We start from the raw sequence: 17,482 nt of genomic DNA, 5'->3' as shown, positions 1-17,482 counted from the left end.
AGTCAGACCTGTCATAACTGCCTGCACATCCACCCTGAGCAGGGCAAGTCCTACCGAAGCGGCAAGTCGTTCAAGTGTGGACATTGTGGCTGGGAGGGGGATGCTGACTATAACGCTGCTCGGGTAATCTCTCTCCTTGGGGCGACTGTAAACTCGCCTGAAATTCCGAAACTTAGCTGTCCCCTGGGGCCGCTAGGGATTGGGATAAAGCCCGCACCCTGCGCATAGCGCGGGTGCCGGGTAGTTTACGGGCCATCCTTGGGGCTCAGTTGCGGCGAAACAGGCTGTCCAAGTAGATGCGTGCCGCCCGCCGGTCGCTCTCCCCGCTTTGGAGCAGGAATAACGAGAGCGCTGCCGTCACCACCCGATCCTGATCCCAGTCGGGATGGCGAGAGAGGTAGTTTTGGAGGGTGTCATGCAGCTCCTCAGGAATTTCGCTCAAAATGCTGACGCTGTGAGAACTCATAGTCCAACCACTCACTCGGGGTCAAGAGGGGAGAAAACGGCATCCCGCAAAACCTGCGGCCACAGCCAAAACTTGGGCAGCTCGAACAGAGCGAACCCGCAACATCAAAACCCAACCTAGATAGGCCAAGAGCCTCAGCAGGCTCGCAAGCAGAAAAGCAAGCAATATAGGTTCATAGCTTGCCCCTATCCCGGCGGATGGGAGGGAGGGCATTCACAACTGTTCCTAAGCCTGTCGTGGGCCGTAGAACAGATGAAGTCTTTTCTTTCTAAGGAGAGCGCTCGGGAAAATCTCCACACCACTCGCCCTCAGGTGGGGCTATTCTGCCCTCTGCCCTATGGGGGATGTCAATCCCAAGCCAGGGATCCAACCGGACAAAAGCCTGCCATTGGCCTTGATGGGATCGGAAAAAACGGCGCGATCCCGTTACGTTTCTCAGGGTGTAGTCGCCTGAACCTTACCGACCTCAACTTTTCCACAGAAACCCCCGATGCCGCCCCCTGAGGGAAAGGCCCTGTGGAAAACAGCCCGCCCGCCTGTGGAAAGTCTGGGGAAAACCTGTGGATTTCCGGGAAATCTGAATTTGTCCAAAAATTTTTGTGTTTGTATAGAGCATTTCTCAGGGCCACTCGACTCGGTAGCGCAAAAACAGCTCCTTGGAACCGCGGCGGCATTCCAGCAGCTCCAACTGGGGCAGGGATCCCTGCACTTGCCAACCCTCAATGCTGGCAGGCGCATCGGCATATCCACTCAGCAGCACCGGAGCGAGGGTAACCCACAGCTCATCCAAGGCCCCTGCCTGGAGAAATGCCCCCAAAAGCCGCCCCCCGCCCAACAACCCCACCCGTTCAATGCCCAAGCTGCGCAGGCGTGCCAGCCGTGCCGGCAGATCCCAATCGGCAGCCACCCAGATATCCTCAAAGCCGGTTCGGTTCTGCCAAATTTGGGATCCCTTGGGAGTTGTCCACAGCCAACGGGTGAGGGGCTGGCGAAAAAACGGCAAATCCTCAGGAATATCTCCGCTGCCAGAGCAGATGATCGTCAGGGGCTGGGGAGAGAGGCCCTGAGCGGTTCTGCGTTGGATCAACTCGGGATCCCGAATACGCAGACTGGTGCCGTAGGCCCGCAGAGTGGCGGCCCCCATGATCAAAGCCTGTTGCTGGGCAGCTTGGGTTTCCAAGTGCCGATAGTCCTCAGGGCTGCTGAAGGAGGGCCTCTGCGCTCGATGGGCTGCGATCTTTCCATCCAAGCTCTGGGCGAAGATGGCAACCAAGTGGGGACGATTCAAAGACAAGATCGCTGAGAAAGGGTGGGCAAACCCTACAAATTGACCAGAATAGAGTCAGGCATCGCCGGGGGAACCGTGGCACCGGTCACCAGAGCGCCCACGCGGAATGGATATGCTAGGGACATTTCAATCCTCCACCATCCGGGTTGAAGTCGAGGCCAGTGCATTGACCGTGCAGCGCTGTCTGACAGAAGTGGGGTTGCTGCAGCAGTGGATCTGGCCCCAGCAACTGCAGGGATCCCTTCCCGAAAGGCTGGAGCTGGGCAGCACCTTTGCCGCCCAATGGGGCCCCCTCTCGATCATGCACCAGGTGGAAACCCTGCTGCCGGAACGGCTGCGCCTGCTGATGTGGGGAGGAGCCGATGGCTACTGTGACTGGCTGTGGGGGAACGGCTGGGTGCAGTTGCGGGTAGAGGCCGTCTCTCTCCTGCCCTTGGGCTTGGGACAATTGCTGATGCTGCGGCGGCTGCAACAGTTTGCCCAAAGCCAAGAACAGCGCCCCTCTTAGGACTTAAAAAGCGACCTTCCGGCAAAATCCGTGGATCCTCGGCTTGACAAAATGCGTTTCGGTTGCAGCATGCTACTTCTCTAAGGATTTTCCACTACGATAGTTGTAGCAGAGCTTACTCTTCCCGTCCGAGAGGCCCAATGAATCCGCCGACCAGCCCCACCCCAACCGCCATCGAGCAGGAAAAGTTTGAGATCCGCTTGGGAGAAGCCCTCAACCGAGCAGGACTGCTCACCCCCGCCCAACTGGCTCAGGCCATGTGGGAAAAGGCCGATACCCCCTTGATGTTGGGGGAGCTGTGTATGCAGCACGGCTGGATTGCCCCCCGAGATCTCTACCCATTGATTCCGGTCGAATTGGTGCGCATCGGCGAGATCTTGATGCTGCATGGGTATCTGGAGCTGGAGCACATCCATCAGGCCCTGATTCAGCAGCGGCAGCACCCGGAGCGCAAGCTGGGGGAGATCTTGGTGCAGCAGGGCTGGGTACAACCCCACTGGTTGGAATGGGCCTTGGACAAGCAACAGCGGCTGCGGCGCCAGAAAGGAGCTGCCAACAGTTGGGAAGTGATGGTGGAGCAGTGGTCCACCATTCCCGATCAGCCCCCTCTTTATGTCTCCCCTCTACAGGTAGCCCAAGAGACCTACAGAGTTACCCAGCAATACAAAGCCCAGCTGGAGCGCTACCAAGAGCAAATTGCCATCTTAGAAGCGCAACTGGAGCAGCAGCGGCAGCAGCAACAGCTCCTGGTCGAACAATCGCTGCAGCAGGTTGCCGACCATCAAGCCCGCCAGCAGGAACAGCAGCAGCGCATTGCCCAATTGGAAGCCCAAATCCAGCAGGGCACTGAACAACAAAAGGCTGCCCAACAGCGCATTCGGGAACTGGAGGAGCAACTCCAAGCCCAGCAAACTCAGGGATCCGCGCAACTGCAAGCCGCCCAAGCAGAGCTGGAAATCCTACGTCGCCGCTGCCACGAGTTGACAGAATGGCAATCTCAAGCCAAACACCAGCTGCAAGAGCTGGGATCCCAACTGCAGGAGCAGCAGAAGATACAGCAGGATCAGGCACAGCAGCTCCAAGAGCAGGCCCACCTGCGTCATGCTCTGCAGCAAATGGAAGCCCAAGTGGCTGCCCTGAACCAGTCGCTGCAGGAGCACCAACACCAACTCCAACTGGCCCAGTCCACGAAGCAGCGCTTAACTGCCGACCTGGCCCACGTTCGCCAAGAAGCTGCCGAGGCCACCCACCGCTTGCAAGTGCAGCTCCAAGAAACCCAAGCCCAACTGCGAGAAACTCAAGATCGCTTGCAGGAAGCCCAAGCCCAAGTGAGCCAGCTCCAGGCCCAACTGCAGGCGGCCCAAGTGGAAAACCGTGCCCTAGCTGCAGCGCTAGCCGAAGCCCGACGAACTTCCCCACCTGCAGCCGCACCGACCCCAGCTTCGGAGAAAGCCCGGCCAGAGGAAGAGGATCTCAAGACCCTGACCGTAGCCGACTGGGCGGCCGAGCTGAGTGCCCCAGAAAGCGAATTGCCCCCGCAGCAATATTTGGGGGAAGAGGACTTGGAAGCTCTACAGCGGGCCACCCCCTGGGTACAGCGGGTATTGACCCAATTGCGGGCGGCTGGCCTAATCGACAATGCCGGCATCGAAACCGTCATTCACGCTTGGGAAAAGGCAGGGGGCACTTTCACAGATGTGCTGGCCCACCACAGCGGCCTCAAGCCGGAGACCGTCAAATTTTTCAGCGAAGGGGGCTACTCTGTTCAACTGGCAGGGGGACGCCACGTGGCCGACTACCTCAAGGCTTCTGGATTGGTCAGTGCCACCCAAATCGAACAGATCCAGAAGCACCTGCCGCCAGGGGGATCCCTGTGTCAGGCCCTTGCCCAAGCCGGGATTCTACGCCGGGCCACTGCCCTGTATTTCGAGCGCCACTTCGGCGGGCAAAAGCCCCGCCGCCCGCTGCGGGAAGAGCTTTAGAGGAACCATGCTCTATCGCTGACGCCAACGACCGACAAGGGATCCGAATACAGACACAAGCTGCCAACAAGATGCCAATTAGACTAGAAACTAGATAGAGATAGATCATCAGAAGCGACCGGTTTCTCACCCCTGAGAGACCCAAGTTACTCGGTAGTTGTGTCGATCTCTTCTGCTATGACTACGGAAGCTCCAACTCGACCTGCTCAGCAGTTCTCGCCCTCGAGAACCCAGGTTCGCCAGCCCTACCCCCACTTCAAGGTGATCGTCTTGGATGACGATTTCAATACCTTTCAGCACGTTACGGAATGTCTGCTGAAATACATCCCCGGCATGACTTTGCCCCTAGCGCGGCAACTGACCGTGCAGGTGGATGCCGAAGGGCAAGCGGTTGTTTGGGTCGGCCCTCAAGAACAGGCGGAGCTCTACCATCAGCAATTGCTGCGGGAGGGGTTGACCATGGCCCCCTTGGAGCCGGCCTGAAGCACCAGGCGTTCGTAGCTGCGCTCAACTGCTGCCAACAGCTCCGCTTGGCCCCAACCGGCGTAAAGGCTGCTGGCAATGGCCAGCCCACCCGCCCCCACCCCTTCCTTGACATAGCCCCGCTCGTAAGCCTGTAGAGGCAGATAGCGGCTATTGGCAAAGCTCAGTTGGGTGGCCAAAAGGGGAGCAACCCCCAACAACTCTGCCAAGGCTACCGTATTGCCCGAGGGATCCTCTGCCACCCAGCGGGTGGTTCCCACAACCACGTTCTCTGGGGGCCAAGGGATCCCCTGCTCTTCCCCCCAGCGCTGCATCAAGGCCAGCACCGCCAACATTTGGGTTCCCCCTGCCAGCAGCACCGCTCCCCGTTGCGCTGCGCCCATCGCCAACCCGGCCACAAAGGGCTGCATGGGATCCCCCACTGCGGCCACCACCTCGGCAGCAGAAGCTCCCACCGGCAGACGGGCCAATCCCTGCCGGGCCAAGGCCAGCTTTTGGGTGTGGTTACAGACCGGGTGGCTGCTGTTCACCATGCCCTCTGCTGCCCACCCCAACCCCAGTAACACCGCCAGCGCCGTGGTAGTGCCCCCCGCCACGCATTCTCCAATCACGCAGTAGCCTTGCTCAAGCCGGGATCCCCGGTCGTACCCTTCTTGCCACAGGGATCCCACCTGCTCCACAGACAGAGCCTGCCCTGTGCTCAAGCAGCGGGCTACCCCCCCAGAGCTCACCATTTCTGCCCCCGGCAAAGGTTCCGGCAAGCCACAATCGAACACTCGGCACGGGATCCCCAACTCCCTCAGGATGGCGCAGCTGATCACCACTGGGGAAGGATAGCCATCGGGAGAGGTGGGCAAGCGGTGAGAATGGCCCGCCAGCAACACTTCGCCATCGGCAAGAGCCGTGTAGCGACGCAAGGAGGGGGTAGCGCCGGCAGCCGAAATGCCGGGAACGAGAGCCGTTTCGGTAAACCCCAAGCAGGCCAGAAACAGAGGTCGGGATCCCTGCACCCGTTCGCACCACCGCCGGGCCACAGTCGGCTGAGTGTAGGCCTTAACACAAGGAAACGGAAGCATAGCCGACACGGAGGCAAACAAGCCAGAGCTTATCTTGAGCCAGAAGGGCGGGATCCCGTACTCGCAGGAGGGGTTGCCTCCTGCTGAGGCAATCGGATTCGGATAGGATGGGTATACCCAATGCAGTTTATTCAGGGCAAACGGAAGGCCATGAGCTTCTTCGACTCTGAGATCGTCCAAGAGGAAGCCAAGCAACTGTTTCAGGATTTCCAAAACCTGATGCAGCTTGGTCAACGGTACGGCCAATTCGACCGGGAAGGCAAAAAAATCTTCATCGAACAGATGGAGGAGTTGCTGGAGCGCCAGCGCATTTTCATGAAGCGGCTGGAACTCTCCGACGACTTTATGGCTCAAATGACCATCAAACAACTGCAAACTCAGCTTGGGGGGTTTGGGCTCTCCCTGACCCAAATGTTTGACCAGATGCACCAGACCCTAGAGCGCATGAAAGCTGAGGCAGACGCTGAGCGTTGACCCCCAAGAACGACCTACACGAAGGGATCATGTCTTCTTCCCGCCAGACCCGCAACCAGAAATTGATTCTGGAGGTGCTAGAGCAGCAGTCGCGGCCCCTTTCGGCGCAAGAGATCTTTTTGGAGTTGCGCAATGCCAACCACACCGTCGGTCTGGCCACGGTTTACCGAGTTTTGGATGCTCTGCGCAATGAGGGCAAGCTGCAGGCGGTCAACTTGGGAGATCAGCAAACCTACTACCAGGTTCTGCCCAGCAATGGCCACAACCGCCATCACCTGATCTGCACCGAGTGTCGGCAGGTGGTGCCTTTGCCCGATTGTCCGGTGGAAGATTTGGAGGCACAGCTTTCCAGTCAGTACCAATTCGCGATCGAGTACCATGTGCTTGACTTCTACGGCGTCTGTGCACAGTGCCGTGGAGGAGTTGGGCCAAGCCCGGATTCACAGTGTTCCTCTCTTCTCAAAGCCAAGCCCAAATGATGAGCTATCTCTGGACGGTGTTGATCGGGCTGGCTGGCGCCCTGATCGGGGTCAAGCTGAGGCTTCCGGCAGGAGCGCTGGTGGGCTCCATGGTTGCGGTGGGTTTGGTGAATGTCTGGGGGGCGATCCCAATTCCCGCTCCCCCAGCCGGGATCCGTTTTGCCATGCAGGTGGTATTGGGCATCCTCTTGGGTACCAAGCTCACTGCCGATACGCTTCTGGCCCTGAAAGATCTGTGGCGACCAGCCCTGCTCTGTACAGTGATTGCGGTGGGCACGGGGGTCTTGTCGGGGTACCTGATCTCCCGTTGGCTGGGGATCGAGCGCTTGACTGCCATCTTGGGCACAGCTCCAGGAGGCATTTCCGACATGAGCCTGATAGCCCTGGACATGGGAGCCCAAACCAGCACAGTGGTGGTCATGCACTTGGCACGCCTGATCAGTGTCGTCGTGGTCGTCCCCTGGGTGGTGCGACTGCTCGTTCAGCCGGGCACGAGTTAGCTAGACCGCCGGGAAGCCCCGCCCTCTGTGCATCAGCATGAGTGCCGGAGTATGTCACGAAAGTCCTCGGAGCAGAGACGGTGGGTGGGTTAGACTAGGGGCGATACAGAACTTAACAACTGAACCGCCGCCTTGGAACTTTCCCCCTCTCCACTCACCTGCCATGCCGCCGCTGCCGGATCCCCTTGGAGCGCTACTCTCTGTTCTGCAGATGGCTCTTTGGGGAATGTCTCCTCCGGCCAGGGTGATTGGTGGCCTCTACAACTGCACTGGCAGGGGGAGGCAGATCCGGTGCAACCTGAGCTGGTACAGGTGGATCCCCTGTTGCGCTTGCTGCTTTTGGGGGATGGCTTTACCACCCGTAATCTTGCCACCTTAATCCAAGAGCCGATCCAGGCTCACCTGCTCGACACGGGCCGGGTTGATTTACAGGCAGAGCAGGGCACTGCCCCCAAGTCCATGCAACAGCTGGCCAGAGATTTGGGGCGGCTGGGATCCCCTTTGATGCGGCGGCGGGTTTGGCTGTGCGGGGCAACCTCTCAACAGCCCTTGCTCTATGCCACCTCTTGGTGGAACTCTGAACATTTGGCCCAATACTTGCCCCATCCCGATCAGCCCATCGGCCAAAATCTGATCCAAGAAAAACTGGAGACCTTTCGCGAGCTGCGCGGCCTTTACCACGGCGAGGCAGACCCGGTTGCCCGGCTGCTACGGTGTTCCGGCCCCTTTTGGGCCAGGCATTATCTCTTGTGGCACAGGGGCAAGCCTTTGACGGTCATCTACGAGGTGTTTTCTCCACGGCTGGGTGCGAGGGCTCTGTCCCGCTAGCGCGACGGAGACCTCCAACGGCGCACGGCTGCGGTGATGGCGGCGGCCACCTGCGGATCTGATTGGGCACTGGCGGAGATGCGCTGATAGTCCTCCTAAGGTTAGAGAGGCTGCCTGGCCAAGATCTAAGACACGTAAACCCCTGTCAGGGGCGCGCTCAGGGCTTCTTCCAACTCTGCCAGGCCAAGACGACGCTCCAGGATATCCATCACCTCGCGGCCAAAATCATGGGGGTTGCGATCCCAGGCTTCTAGACACACTTCCCCAAAAAAGGATCCCAGGGGTTCTGGGTTCCAGAGCAGTTTGCGCGCCGTCCAAGGAGTCATGTGCATGGGGTTAAAGCGGTCGTCGATAACACCGATTTTACGGGCAAAATCTTCCAGGTGGGTGTGGGGTTGCAAGCCGATAAAAAAGATAGCCGGCTCAACTTTGTCGCGGCCAAAAATGGCTTCCAGCTCGCGGTGATACCGTACTGTTTGCCGAATGGTTTCCGGTCGCTCGTCGATGACATTAAAGGAGTAATTGACCGAAACCAGATCGTTGAACCCTGCCTGTTTGAGGTAGCGGCAGCTCTCCAGTACCGTGCGCAGGTTATAGCCCATGCGCATTTTGCGCACCAGCTCCTGGGATCCGCTGGTGATGCCGATCTCGAAGTAGCTCATGCCGGTTTTCACCATAAGCTCAGCCAGCTTTGGGGTGAGGTTGTCGGCCCGAATATAGGCAGCCCAGCGGATATCGGTCATGCCGGCATCAAGAATTTTCTGCAGCAATTCCACCGCATCCTCAATGTAGCGGCGGGCAGGGATAAACTGGGCATCGGTAAACCAAAAGTTTCGCACTCCTCGCTCGTACAACTGCATCATTTCTCGGATCACCTCATCCACAGGGTTGAGGCGCACCTGCTTGCCTTCGATGACGGTGTAGATGCAGTAGCAGCAGTTGTGGGGGCAGCCGCGTTTGGTTTGTACCCCAATGTAAAAATCGCCCCCTTCTAGGTAGTAGTCAATTTCCGGCCAAATGGCGGTGATGTAGGTGTAATCACAGGCGGTTTTTTGCAGAGGTTGGGGCGGCTCGTGGATCAAGCCTGGGCGAGGCTGTTCCAGCTTGGCCCGATAGCAACGCTCTGCAGCAAGGCTTTGCCCTTGGATCACTTTTTCCAGCAGGGTTTCCCCCTCCCCTACCGAGATGATGGTGCCTTTGGGCAGATAGCGGCCCAATTGTTCATAGAAGACGCTGACTGCCCCACCTCCCAGCACCGCTTCAGCGTGAGGTTTGTAGCGCCTGGCCCTGCGGAGCCCCTGCCAGACCAGCCGTGTGTTGCGCCAAATCTCGCCATAGTAGGCCAGCACCAGCCTGAGGCTATTCAGGGATCCCCGCAATTTTTTCAGGGGGTTGCGGGCGTAGAAAAACTCAAAAGAGTGTTGCAACAGGTTGCCGGCCCGCCCGTTCACCGGCGCATAGACTTGAATATCTCGCCAAGAGAAAACCAGCAAATCCGGCTGAAACTGATCAATTTGCTCCAGCATGCAGCGGCGAAAATCCAAGGGCGGAAAGGTGCCCATATCGAAGATGCGCTGCTCAACTTGGGGGAACAGCTTGTGGACGTGATCGGCCAAGTAAACCACCCCAATGGGAAAGATGGGGTTGCAGGGCAGCCGCACATAGAGGATTTTTTGAATCTTCAGGTTCGAGGCCATACAACCTGAGAGCTTACTTCACATCTCTTCACTCACTCTAGTCGGTTTTTGAGGGGCGCGGCGGCCCAGTCGGCGATGGGATATTGACCGGCTGGAGCTGATCCCACGCCATACCCGACGGGATTCCGATGGGGATCGGGTGGAGGTAAGCCCACAGTTGAACGTCTGGGCGGGCAACCGCAAGTACGAGCTAAAGGATCTGCAAGAGCCAGAGTTGGAGTGGCTGGCCGCGGAGCTGAGCCGTTGGCTGAAGATCCCGGTTGAACGGCAGAAGGTGTAGTTGTCAATCCAAATAGGCACTCAACTCCTGCTCCAGTGTGGGCAGTTGCACCTCTCCCTGCTCCAGCTCTTCCAAGTCTTCCAGTTGTTTGCGCAGGCGGGCAATCCGCTCTTGCAGGCACTCCTTGATGCCTTTGGCCCCCAAACTGAGACAACTGCGGCAGACTTCCCCGTAGATTTGCCCGCGGTCGTTGTAGACCACCGCCAGCAACACTTGGTGCCCTTTTTTCTGGATGGGGTTGGCCCATCCCCCGCAGATAATGCAGGGCACTCGGCCATTGCCCGCGTAAATGCTGCGTTCCCAGACGATTCTCACGCTCAGCCTCAATGCAACTTGTTGCCCACCAGCATAAAAACCCAGGGGGATCCCTTGCCACCCCAAGATGCCGCGTTCCTTCCCTTCCCATTGCGGTGAAACGGTTTGCTGGTTAAATGCCTGCCCCCCTCTCCCCCTGGGAGAGGGGCTTGGGGGTGGAGGCCAAAAAGGGATCCCGGCGGCTAGGTGCTGGGCCGGGCAGGTTGGGAGCGGTCGATGGTGCGATAGGTAAGGCTGGCAGCCACCTCCAGAGCTTTGGCGGCGTCGCGGAAATAAAACCCCAACTCCTCATCCTTCTCCGTGCGGTTGGGCTTGTTGAACTTGGCCTTGAACTGCACGTTGCAATACATGGCCAACCCCACCAGAACCTCTGACAGGCCGTGCTGGTTGATCAGCCGCTCCACATCCGTAAGCAGGCTTTTGATCAAGGCATCGGCTACTGGTTCTGGCAAACTGTCCAGGTCGTGCATGGGGGCTCCTCAACCAACGAGAGCAAACAAGCCAACGGGTCTGGAAAATCGAGATGGATCTGGGATCCCGAAGGCAACCTCTCCTGATTTTCCTGCATCTTTTCCAGAATGCCCAATGCCCTTGCCAACGCTACCACCACTGCCGCAGCCAGCCCCACAGGCCCGGATACCGAATGGAGCGCTCCTGGGCCGCTTGCTCCAGATGATGGGCGTGGTCTTGGATGCCGGGATGCCGCAGACGATTTAGGCGAATCAAATAGGCGTAGCGGCGGATTTGTTCTCGCAACTGCTCTGGGGGAAGGGCAAAGCACGCTGGGCAAAGGGGGCCGAGATCCAACCCCTTATCGTTGAATAGGTGACGAACTCGCTTCCCGCCCGCAAAACGCTTTCCGCAGGCGGCACAGTAGCAAGTTGAGGGCTGGCTGGCAAGCCGCTGCCATCGAATTCGCATCGTCTTCTGTCTAGCCGGCTGCTGTGAAGGGATCCCTTGTAACCGTCATTCGTAGACCCAATATAATTCTTTTGGGCAGTTCTTCTGGTAACCAGAACCCCGGTCAAGGGGGCTTGCAGATCGAAAACCATGCCGCAACTCTACGACTGTGTCATCGTCGGGGCTGGCCCCGCCGGCGGATCTGCTGCCTACCATCTGGCCAAGCGGGGACGCTCAGTGCTGGTTCTGGAAAAGGATCCCTTGCCCCGCTACAAACCCTGTGGGGGGGGAGTTTCTCCTATGGTGGCGGCTTGGTTTGACTTCGACTTTGGCCCCGCCATTTCCCTCAAGATCCGGCAAATCCGCTACACCTGGCGTGGTGGCGATCCGGTGGTGGTCGATTTGGATTTAAAAGAGCCCGTTTGGATGGTGCGGCGGGATATTTTCGACCACTACTTGATTCAGCAGGCGCAAAAGCAAGGGGCTGCGCTCCAGGCAGAATGCCCCGTCTCCGGCCTTGAGTGGCAAAGTGACCACTGGCAGGTGATGACATCCGCCGGCCCAGTCTGGGGTCGGTACGTGATTGGGGCCGATGGGGCAAAAGGCTCGATGGCCAAGTGGCTGGGCTTTCAGGAACGCCGTCGTCGCCTGGCTGCCGCCTTGGAAGCAGAAGTGCCCCTCTCGCAGCCGCAAACTGCAGCCGCCCATTTTGACTTCGGTGCCGTCAGCAATGGCTACATCTGGAACTTCCCCAAGGCCGATGGCTACTCAATTGGAGCGGGCACCTTTCGGGGTGGAGAAAAACAAAACCTGCGGGAAATTGCCGCCCAATATGCCCAAAGCTTTGGTGTGGACTTGAAATCGGTCAAGCCATTTGGCCATCCCATCTGCCTCTGGGACGAAGATCAACCGCTACACACCCAAAATGCCCTCTTGGTGGGAGATGCCGCCTGCGTCATCGATCCGTTTACCGCCGAAGGGATCCGCCCTTCCCTTCTCACCGGCATGTTGGCGGCCCAGGCCATCGATCAAGCCCTGGGTGGGGATACAGAAGCTCTGGAGAACTACTCCGCCCGCGTCCAGCAGGAATGGGGCTCCGAGATGCGTTGGGCCAAGCGGATTGCGGCGTTGTTCTATCGCTTTCCGGGCGTGGGCTATAGGGTGGGCGTTAAGCGACCGGGAGCCACTCGGCGCATGGGCCAGATCCTGGCCGGTGAACTGCGCTACAGCGATGTAGCCAGCTCGGCCATTCGCAAGTTAAGCGGCGGCTTGCTCGCCTAGGCCCGGCACCGACAGACTCGAACAGGATCGTCGAAGCGCTTGCCGATCACCAGGCAGTTGCGACCATCGGCCTGGCGGGTGTAGCTCAAGTGGGTAGAGAGAGCTTTCATCAGCAAAATACCCCGTCCCCCCTCGGATTCAAGATTGGCGTTGGGCGATGTGGGATCCGACAAGTTCCGGGCAAATCCCTCCAGATCAAACTCCTGACCCTGATCCCAGATGCGCAACTCCAACCCCTGCGGCATCAGCAGCAGCTCAATGTCGATGGGCGTACTTTCCGGCAGAGCGCGGTGGGCGTGGCGAACGGCGTTGGTAAACCCCTCTACCAAAGCCAACTGACATTCCGCCCAAATGGGATCCGGGATGCCCGCATTTCGGAAAGACTCAAACCAGGTCAAAACCTGGTCAAGCGCGTCCAGGGTTGTGTCAACCCTCAGCGCAAACGTTTGTCTCTTGTCCAGAGGGATCCCTGCCGCGTTCAAAACCGAACCCCAACGATGAGGATTGAACTCAAGCCCATCAATCCTGGCCGGATTGACCCTACCAGATTCTAGACCAGAGCTCTGCTAGAACGTGTCATCCCCCACTTTGGGGGGTGCAGCTAGGGAGCGATGACCAAATCCACGCGGCGGTTCCGCTGCCGTCCGGCTTCTGTGTCGTTATCGGCCACCGGCAAGGTGGGGCCAAAGCCAGAGGTTGTCCAACTGATGGGATGGCCTTCCGGCAACAGTTTTATCAAATAGTCCTTAACCGCATTGGCGCGGCGCAGGGAAAGAGCCAAGTTGTAGTTTAAGGGCCCGATGTTATCGGTGTGGCCGTTGACTTGAACGCGAGCGCCGGGCATGGCCTCCAAGGATTTTGCCACCTGGGCCAACAGCGCCGCTGCTTCAGGTCGAATCTCGGCTTTGTCAAAATCGAACAGCAAATCGCCCGGCAGGCTGATGGTTTGGGTTCCCACCTGAAAGGAGGTTGGCGTTGTGGTCGGAGCCGGGGTGGGCGCAGAGGCGCTTTCTGCCCCTGGAGCGATCTCAGCAGCAGTGGAAGATTCCCTGATAGGCTCAGGGCCTGTTTGAGAACGCAGCCGTTGCAGCCGCGACTCCAATTCCTCAATTCTGATCAAGAGCTGGATCACCTGCTGGCGGATTTCCCGGATCTCCCCTTCCAGATCCGTGGGGCTCTCGTGATTTTCCTCTGGATCTGCATTTGGATCTGCATTGGCTGTTGGGCTGGCCACCGGAAGATTGGTCTGGGGTGGAGCCAAGGTGGGCAGGATCGGTGGTGTGGGAGAAACGGGTTGAGTGGGAGAGATGTTGGTCTTCGGCTGGGGCTGAGGCTGAGCCTGCTGGGGAAGCACCATCCCAACCCAGATCCCGCTGCTGACCAAGAGGATCCCACTCAGGAAATGGAGAGCAACTGTTGAGCGTTGGGAGGAACGAGGCATCGCTGGCAAACCTTCGGCTGGGTGGGCGCAGGTAAGGAGCGGGAACTCCTCTCAACTCAACCCTTAAAACCAATCCTAACCGGCGACCCAATCTCGCCAAGGGGATTCTCGGTCGGTCAAGCTGCCACTTTCCGCCATCTGCTGCCAGAGGCTAATCAAAACTGATGCGACCTCGATAACGTCCTATGAGGGTTAAGCCGTTGACGGGATCCGCCAAATCCGCCACAAAGGGGGGAAAGCGGGGGTTGTCGCTGATCACCTTCACCTGGGATCCGGGCAGGCGCTGCAGTCGTTTGACCAACAGATCCCCATCCATCTGAAAGACGTAAATGCCTTCACAGCTTAGATCCCCGCCCTCTTGCCGTTCCACAAAGATCCAGTCGCCATCCTCCAACGTGGGAGACATGCTATCCCCCTGCACCCGAATCAGACTTAGATCGGCAGGGTTTCCCTTCAAGTGCGTCCGCAGCCAGTTTCGCTCAAAAGCAATCACCGATTCGATCGATTCTTCGCGCACCAACACCCCCGCTCCGGCAGAGGCGGCTACATCGACAAAAGGCACATACACATACTCTGCTTTCGCGTCGGGATGCAACTGCGGGGATCCCTCCCCTGTGATCAGCCAACTGAGGTTGACCTGGCCCACTTGGGCAATTTTCACGGCCTTGTCAATGCTGGGCACGGATCCCTTCAGGTAGCTGCGCAAGGCCGTATCGCTAATTCCGGCCCGTCGCCCAAACGCATAAACGGCTTCATCGCCGATCACCTGTCGTAAGCGGTCTGCAAAAGAAGAACCAGAGGAGATGGACATCGGCTTAACGCTACAGGTTGTGTATAGGCAGATTTTTCACCACTATATCTTGACAAGTCAACAACCGGTGCAGCCATTTGGGGAGAATCTTCAACCTGAGCTGACCAAGCGGCAGAAGGGAAATCTCACTTATTGTTAGCAGGCTGGCTGGGGAATCCTACTGGCGCTACCGTGGTTTTGGGTTGTGTTCACAGCGGGTCAGCAGCGGGCCGGCACAGCTTACTCTACCCAAAAAGGTGCACGTGGGATCTTCACCAAGTGCTGGGGTAAGCTACCCTGTCTGTTGAACTTATTCCGGCAGTCTGTCTGGGTGAAAGATGCTGAGATATCGGCATTAGCGGCCCAAAAGGTTCGGTTCCCAGATTGCCTCTGGGTCTACTTCAAGCTGTTCTGCCTCAATCCCTATGGTTTCCTCTGACCTCAAGCGCTGGCTGGATAACTTCCTGATTGCCGTTGTCTTTCTGGTGTTCGCCGGGTTTGTCTGGTTTGTCTTTTCCGTAACCGGGGCTTTTCTTGGGATCCCACTGGGCTACAAACTTTGGATGCGGCTCTGGCTGCCTTTGTTTCAGCCGGCTTTGGGGATCCTGATGGCCGGGGCGGTGGTGAGCGGAGTGTGGGGCTGGCTGGAAAAACGCCGCTCCCAACAATCATGATCATCAATAGAACTGAAGATCCCGTGGCGCAGGGGAGCCCCAGACTGGCTCTATACTGGAAACGTATCTAAATGTTGAGCACCTGAGGCAGTCTGGCGTCGTGTTTGTTCTGTCCGGCTACGAGTATTTGCTGGTTTTTCTAATCGTCTGCTCTCTGCTGCCGGTTTTGGCTCTGGGGGCTTCCGCACTCTTGGCGCCAAAGCGGCGGGGATCCCTGCGGCGCAGCACTTACGAGTCGGGCATGGAGCCGTTTGGGCAAGCCTGGATCCAGTTCAACATTCGCTACTACATGTTCGCGCTGGTCTTCGTCATTTTCGATGTAGAGACGGTGTTCCTCTATCCCTGGGCAGTGGCGTTCCACCGCTTGGGGCTGTTGGCCTTTGTGGAGGCCCTGATTTTCATCGCCATCCTTGTGGTGGGTCTTGTGTACGCCTGGAGAAAAGGAGCATTGGAATGGTCATGACGTCTGAGAAATCGCAAGTCTTGTTTCCGGGGGCTGCCCCCCAGGTGACTACCGACCTCTCCAACAACGTCGTTCTGACGACGGTGAACGACCTGTACAACTGGGCCAAGATGTCCAGCCTCTGGCCGCTGCTCTACGGCACTGCCTGTTGCTTCATCGAGTTTGCTGCCATGCTGGGATCCCGCTTCGACTTCGACCGCTTTGGCCTGCTGCCTCGTTCTTCGCCGCGCACGGCTGATTTGATCATCACGGCAGGTACGGTCACCATGAAAATGGCGCCGGCGTTGGTCAAGCTTTACCAGCAAATGGCTGAGCCGAAGTACGTGATCGCCATGGGGGCCTGCACCATCAGCGGTGGCATGTTCAGCTCCGATTCCTACACGGCAGTGCGGGGGGTGGACAAGCTGATCCCGGTGGATGTGTACATTCCTGGCTGCCCCCCTCGTCCAGAGGCGATCATGGATGCCATTGTCAAGCTGCGCAAGAAGATCGCTGCAGAAGACATGCGGGAGCGGGGCCGTCTGCAACAAACCCACCGCTACTACACGGTCAAGCACAACCTCAAGCCTGTGCCGGAGATCATCACCGGCAAGTATCTGGAGAGCGAGACCCGCCAAGCTCCTCCGCCGGAACTGGCTGCTGCCATCGGCCTGCCGGTGCCCCCGGCTTTGCAAACTGCCGACTTTAAGCAGGCGGAACAGCAGCTCAAAGCCTTGCGAGGAGGGATGTGAGATGGCAGAGGAAAATGCCCGAGAAAAGCAAGCGCCGCCAGCGGTAGGCGAGCAGTCGGAACCCTTGGTGACGTTGGAGCGGGGCCCGGTTTCCCAGTTTCTGGCCGACAACGGCTTCGAGCACCAGTATTTGGGGAGAGACGCAGCGGGGGTAGAGCTGTTGGAGGTGGAGCGGGACTTTCTTCTGCCCCTGTGTACCGCCCTCTATGCCTACGGCTTTAACTACCTGGAGTGCCAGTGCGGGTATGACCTGGGGGCAGGGCAGCCACTGGTCAGCCTTTACCACCTGATCAAGCTGTCAGACGGGGCGGATCGCCCTCAGGAGGTGCGGCTCCAGGTAAAGTTGCCTCGCCACGATCCACGGCTGCCTTCCGTATACTGGATTTGGAAGTCGGCGGATTGGCAGGAACGGGAAACCTACGACATGTACGGCATTGTTTTCGAGGGACACCCGAACCTGAAGCGGATTTTAATGCCGGAAGACTGGATAGGTTGGCCCCTGCGCAAGGACTACATCACGCCTGACTTCTATGAGCTGCAGGATGCCTACTGATTGGGGATCCCTGACTCGGTGAGCAGCGTTGAATAGGATGGGTTGAGATGTGGCCTTTTTTGCTCTTGGCAATCTACGCAGGAGGAGTTTGGTACTCGGCCCGCAAGGCGGATCGCATCTATTCGGGATCTGGGAAGTGGCTGGTATCGGCCCTCTGGCCGGTGCTGCTGCTCTCAAACCGTCAGTTTCGCCAAAATTGGCGTCGTCCCCTGAACAAGTAAGTTGAGTGAGTCTGGATCCCTGGAATCCTCGCCTGTGCTCGCTCCTGAGCAA

Annotated in this window: 26 protein-coding genes; 16 read left to right on the top strand and 10 right to left on the bottom strand. The window is 58.4% G+C overall.

All coding sequences use genetic code 11. The features are described 5' to 3' along the window. Positions 1 to 228: zinc ribbon domain-containing protein (locus tag ACVWZ1_RS05095; protein ID WP_457502719.1), on the top strand; the 228-nt coding region annotated here is incomplete at its 5' end. A gap of 37 nt (positions 229 to 265) precedes the next feature. On the opposite strand, the gene ACVWZ1_RS05090 is transcribed toward ACVWZ1_RS05095, so the two are convergent. Next, positions 266 to 466 carry a DUF2811 domain-containing protein gene (locus ACVWZ1_RS05090; RefSeq protein ID WP_041436785.1) on the bottom strand — a complete coding sequence of 67 codons (201 nt, stop codon included), beginning with the start codon at positions 464 to 466 and terminating at the stop codon, positions 266 to 268. A gap of 252 nt (positions 467 to 718) precedes the next feature. On the opposite strand from ACVWZ1_RS05090, the gene ACVWZ1_RS05085 reads away from it, so the two are divergent. Next, positions 719 to 970: a hypothetical protein gene (locus tag ACVWZ1_RS05085; RefSeq protein ID WP_457491954.1), complete on the top strand. Its 252-nt coding sequence runs from the start codon at positions 719 to 721 to the stop codon at positions 968 to 970. Between the two features lie 115 nt (positions 971 to 1,085). On the opposite strand, the gene ACVWZ1_RS05080 is transcribed toward ACVWZ1_RS05085, so the two are convergent. Then, the gene (locus tag ACVWZ1_RS05080; protein ID WP_457502718.1) at positions 1,086 to 1,760 is read right to left on the bottom strand and encodes a RibD family protein; all 675 of its coding nucleotides are present in this window, start codon (positions 1,758 to 1,760) and stop codon (positions 1,086 to 1,088) included. 106 nt (positions 1,761 to 1,866) lie between these two features. On the opposite strand from ACVWZ1_RS05080, the gene ACVWZ1_RS05075 reads away from it, so the two are divergent. The 3 genes from ACVWZ1_RS05075 (at position 1,867) to clpS (ending at position 4,727) form a co-directional block, all read left to right on the top strand. Next, positions 1,867 to 2,262, top strand: coding sequence for a hypothetical protein (locus ACVWZ1_RS05075; RefSeq protein ID WP_457502717.1), 396 nt, complete (start codon positions 1,867 to 1,869; stop codon positions 2,260 to 2,262). Positions 2,263 to 2,402: 140 nt separating this feature from the next. Continuing rightward, complete coding sequence (locus ACVWZ1_RS05070) at positions 2,403 to 4,244, top strand: hypothetical protein (protein WP_457502716.1); 1,842 nt, start codon at positions 2,403 to 2,405, stop codon at positions 4,242 to 4,244. A gap of 177 nt (positions 4,245 to 4,421) precedes the next feature. Next, entirely contained in the window at positions 4,422 to 4,727 is a 306-nt protein-coding gene (gene clpS, locus ACVWZ1_RS05065) for an ATP-dependent Clp protease adapter ClpS (protein ID WP_011434126.1), read from the top strand. Here the strand turns inward: clpS and cobT are convergent. Then, positions 4,676 to 5,803 carry a nicotinate mononucleotide-dependent phosphoribosyltransferase CobT gene (gene cobT / locus ACVWZ1_RS05060; protein WP_457502715.1) on the bottom strand — a complete coding sequence of 376 codons (1,128 nt, stop codon included), beginning with the start codon at positions 5,801 to 5,803 and terminating at the stop codon, positions 4,676 to 4,678. The genes clpS and cobT overlap by 52 nt on opposite strands. 150 nt (positions 5,804 to 5,953) lie before the next feature. On the opposite strand from cobT, the gene ACVWZ1_RS05055 reads away from it, so the two are divergent. From ACVWZ1_RS05055 to ACVWZ1_RS05040, 4 genes are all read left to right on the top strand, one after another. Next, positions 5,954 to 6,277, top strand: coding sequence for a DUF1825 family protein (locus tag ACVWZ1_RS05055; protein WP_011434128.1), 324 nt, complete (start codon positions 5,954 to 5,956; stop codon positions 6,275 to 6,277). A 29-nt stretch (positions 6,278 to 6,306) separates the two neighbouring features. Continuing rightward, on the top strand, positions 6,307 to 6,756 hold the full coding sequence (locus ACVWZ1_RS05050) for a Fur family transcriptional regulator (protein WP_457502714.1): 450 nt from the start codon (positions 6,307 to 6,309) through the stop codon (positions 6,754 to 6,756). Further along, positions 6,753 to 7,256: an AbrB family transcriptional regulator gene (locus tag ACVWZ1_RS05045; RefSeq protein WP_414330730.1), complete on the top strand. Its 504-nt coding sequence runs from the start codon at positions 6,753 to 6,755 to the stop codon at positions 7,254 to 7,256. Before ACVWZ1_RS05050 ends, ACVWZ1_RS05045 begins: the two co-directional genes overlap by 4 nt. A 132-nt stretch (positions 7,257 to 7,388) precedes the next feature. After that, positions 7,389 to 8,084, top strand: coding sequence for a chorismate pyruvate-lyase family protein (locus ACVWZ1_RS05040; RefSeq protein ID WP_457502713.1), 696 nt, complete (start codon positions 7,389 to 7,391; stop codon positions 8,082 to 8,084). A 125-nt stretch (positions 8,085 to 8,209) separates the two neighbouring features. Here the strand turns inward: ACVWZ1_RS05040 and ACVWZ1_RS05035 are convergent, their stop codons facing one another. Next, positions 8,210 to 9,781, bottom strand: coding sequence for a photosystem II high light acclimation radical SAM protein (locus ACVWZ1_RS05035; RefSeq protein WP_457502712.1), 1,572 nt, complete (start codon positions 9,779 to 9,781; stop codon positions 8,210 to 8,212). 139 nt (positions 9,782 to 9,920) lie between these two features. Between ACVWZ1_RS05035 and ACVWZ1_RS05030 the strand changes: the two genes are divergently transcribed. Beyond that, positions 9,921 to 10,061 carry a hypothetical protein gene (locus tag ACVWZ1_RS05030; RefSeq protein ID WP_457465518.1) on the top strand — a complete coding sequence of 47 codons (141 nt, stop codon included), beginning with the start codon at positions 9,921 to 9,923 and terminating at the stop codon, positions 10,059 to 10,061. Between the two features lie 3 nt (positions 10,062 to 10,064). Here the strand turns inward: ACVWZ1_RS05030 and ACVWZ1_RS05025 are convergent, their stop codons facing one another. The 3 genes from ACVWZ1_RS05025 to ACVWZ1_RS05015 all read right to left on the bottom strand — a co-directional run bounded on the left by ACVWZ1_RS05025 (position 10,065) and on the right by ACVWZ1_RS05015 (position 11,297). Further along, complete coding sequence (locus tag ACVWZ1_RS05025; RefSeq protein WP_414399467.1) at positions 10,065 to 10,376, bottom strand: hypothetical protein; 312 nt, start codon at positions 10,374 to 10,376, stop codon at positions 10,065 to 10,067. Between the two features lie 182 nt (positions 10,377 to 10,558). Then, on the bottom strand, positions 10,559 to 10,846 hold the full coding sequence (locus tag ACVWZ1_RS05020; RefSeq protein ID WP_414384205.1) for a hypothetical protein: 288 nt from the start codon (positions 10,844 to 10,846) through the stop codon (positions 10,559 to 10,561). A 130-nt stretch (positions 10,847 to 10,976) separates the two neighbouring features. Beyond that, positions 10,977 to 11,297: a hypothetical protein gene (locus tag ACVWZ1_RS05015; RefSeq protein WP_414408930.1), complete on the bottom strand. Its 321-nt coding sequence runs from the start codon at positions 11,295 to 11,297 to the stop codon at positions 10,977 to 10,979. A gap of 129 nt (positions 11,298 to 11,426) precedes the next feature. Between ACVWZ1_RS05015 and ACVWZ1_RS05010 the strand changes: the two genes are divergently transcribed. After that, complete coding sequence (locus ACVWZ1_RS05010; protein ID WP_414352097.1) at positions 11,427 to 12,557, top strand: geranylgeranyl reductase family protein; 1,131 nt, start codon at positions 11,427 to 11,429, stop codon at positions 12,555 to 12,557. On the opposite strand, the gene ACVWZ1_RS05005 is transcribed toward ACVWZ1_RS05010, so the two are convergent. The 3 genes from ACVWZ1_RS05005 to ACVWZ1_RS04995 all read right to left on the bottom strand — a co-directional run bounded on the left by ACVWZ1_RS05005 (position 12,554) and on the right by ACVWZ1_RS04995 (position 14,809). Then, on the bottom strand, positions 12,554 to 12,955 hold the full coding sequence (locus ACVWZ1_RS05005; protein WP_414426315.1) for an ATP-binding protein: 402 nt from the start codon (positions 12,953 to 12,955) through the stop codon (positions 12,554 to 12,556). The two genes, ACVWZ1_RS05010 and ACVWZ1_RS05005, sit on opposite strands and share 4 nt — an antisense overlap. Positions 12,956 to 13,158: 203 nt before the next feature. Beyond that, positions 13,159 to 13,998: an OmpA family protein gene (locus ACVWZ1_RS05000; RefSeq protein WP_457502710.1), complete on the bottom strand. Its 840-nt coding sequence runs from the start codon at positions 13,996 to 13,998 to the stop codon at positions 13,159 to 13,161. A 151-nt stretch (positions 13,999 to 14,149) separates the two neighbouring features. Then, positions 14,150 to 14,809 carry an XRE family transcriptional regulator gene (locus ACVWZ1_RS04995; protein ID WP_457465525.1) on the bottom strand — a complete coding sequence of 220 codons (660 nt, stop codon included), beginning with the start codon at positions 14,807 to 14,809 and terminating at the stop codon, positions 14,150 to 14,152. 404 nt (positions 14,810 to 15,213) lie between these two features. Between ACVWZ1_RS04995 and ACVWZ1_RS04990 the strand changes: the two genes are divergently transcribed. The 5 genes from ACVWZ1_RS04990 to ACVWZ1_RS04970 all read left to right on the top strand — a co-directional run bounded on the left by ACVWZ1_RS04990 (position 15,214) and on the right by ACVWZ1_RS04970 (position 17,430). After that, positions 15,214 to 15,462, top strand: a complete 249-nt coding sequence (locus ACVWZ1_RS04990) for a hypothetical protein (protein WP_011433899.1) — start codon at positions 15,214 to 15,216, stop codon at positions 15,460 to 15,462. 100 nt (positions 15,463 to 15,562) lie between these two features. Next, on the top strand, positions 15,563 to 15,925 hold the full coding sequence (gene ndhC, locus ACVWZ1_RS04985; protein ID WP_414424565.1) for a photosynthetic/respiratory NAD(P)H-quinone oxidoreductase subunit C: 363 nt from the start codon (positions 15,563 to 15,565) through the stop codon (positions 15,923 to 15,925). Further along, positions 15,922 to 16,656, top strand: coding sequence for an NADH dehydrogenase subunit K (locus tag ACVWZ1_RS04980; RefSeq protein WP_457465577.1), 735 nt, complete (start codon positions 15,922 to 15,924; stop codon positions 16,654 to 16,656). The genes ndhC and ACVWZ1_RS04980 overlap by 4 nt, the downstream gene beginning before the upstream one ends. A 1-nt stretch (position 16,657) precedes the next feature. Further along, positions 16,658 to 17,209, top strand: coding sequence for an NAD(P)H-quinone oxidoreductase subunit J (locus ACVWZ1_RS04975; RefSeq protein ID WP_414358109.1), 552 nt, complete (start codon positions 16,658 to 16,660; stop codon positions 17,207 to 17,209). A gap of 47 nt (positions 17,210 to 17,256) precedes the next feature. Then, complete coding sequence (locus ACVWZ1_RS04970; protein ID WP_011433903.1) at positions 17,257 to 17,430, top strand: hypothetical protein; 174 nt, start codon at positions 17,257 to 17,259, stop codon at positions 17,428 to 17,430. The last annotated feature ends 52 nt before the right edge of the window (positions 17,431 to 17,482 follow it).

The sequence above is a fragment of the Thermostichus sp. MS-CIW-25 genome (assembly GCF_054060015.1).
This window is presented reverse-complemented; position numbering and strand designations above follow the sequence as displayed.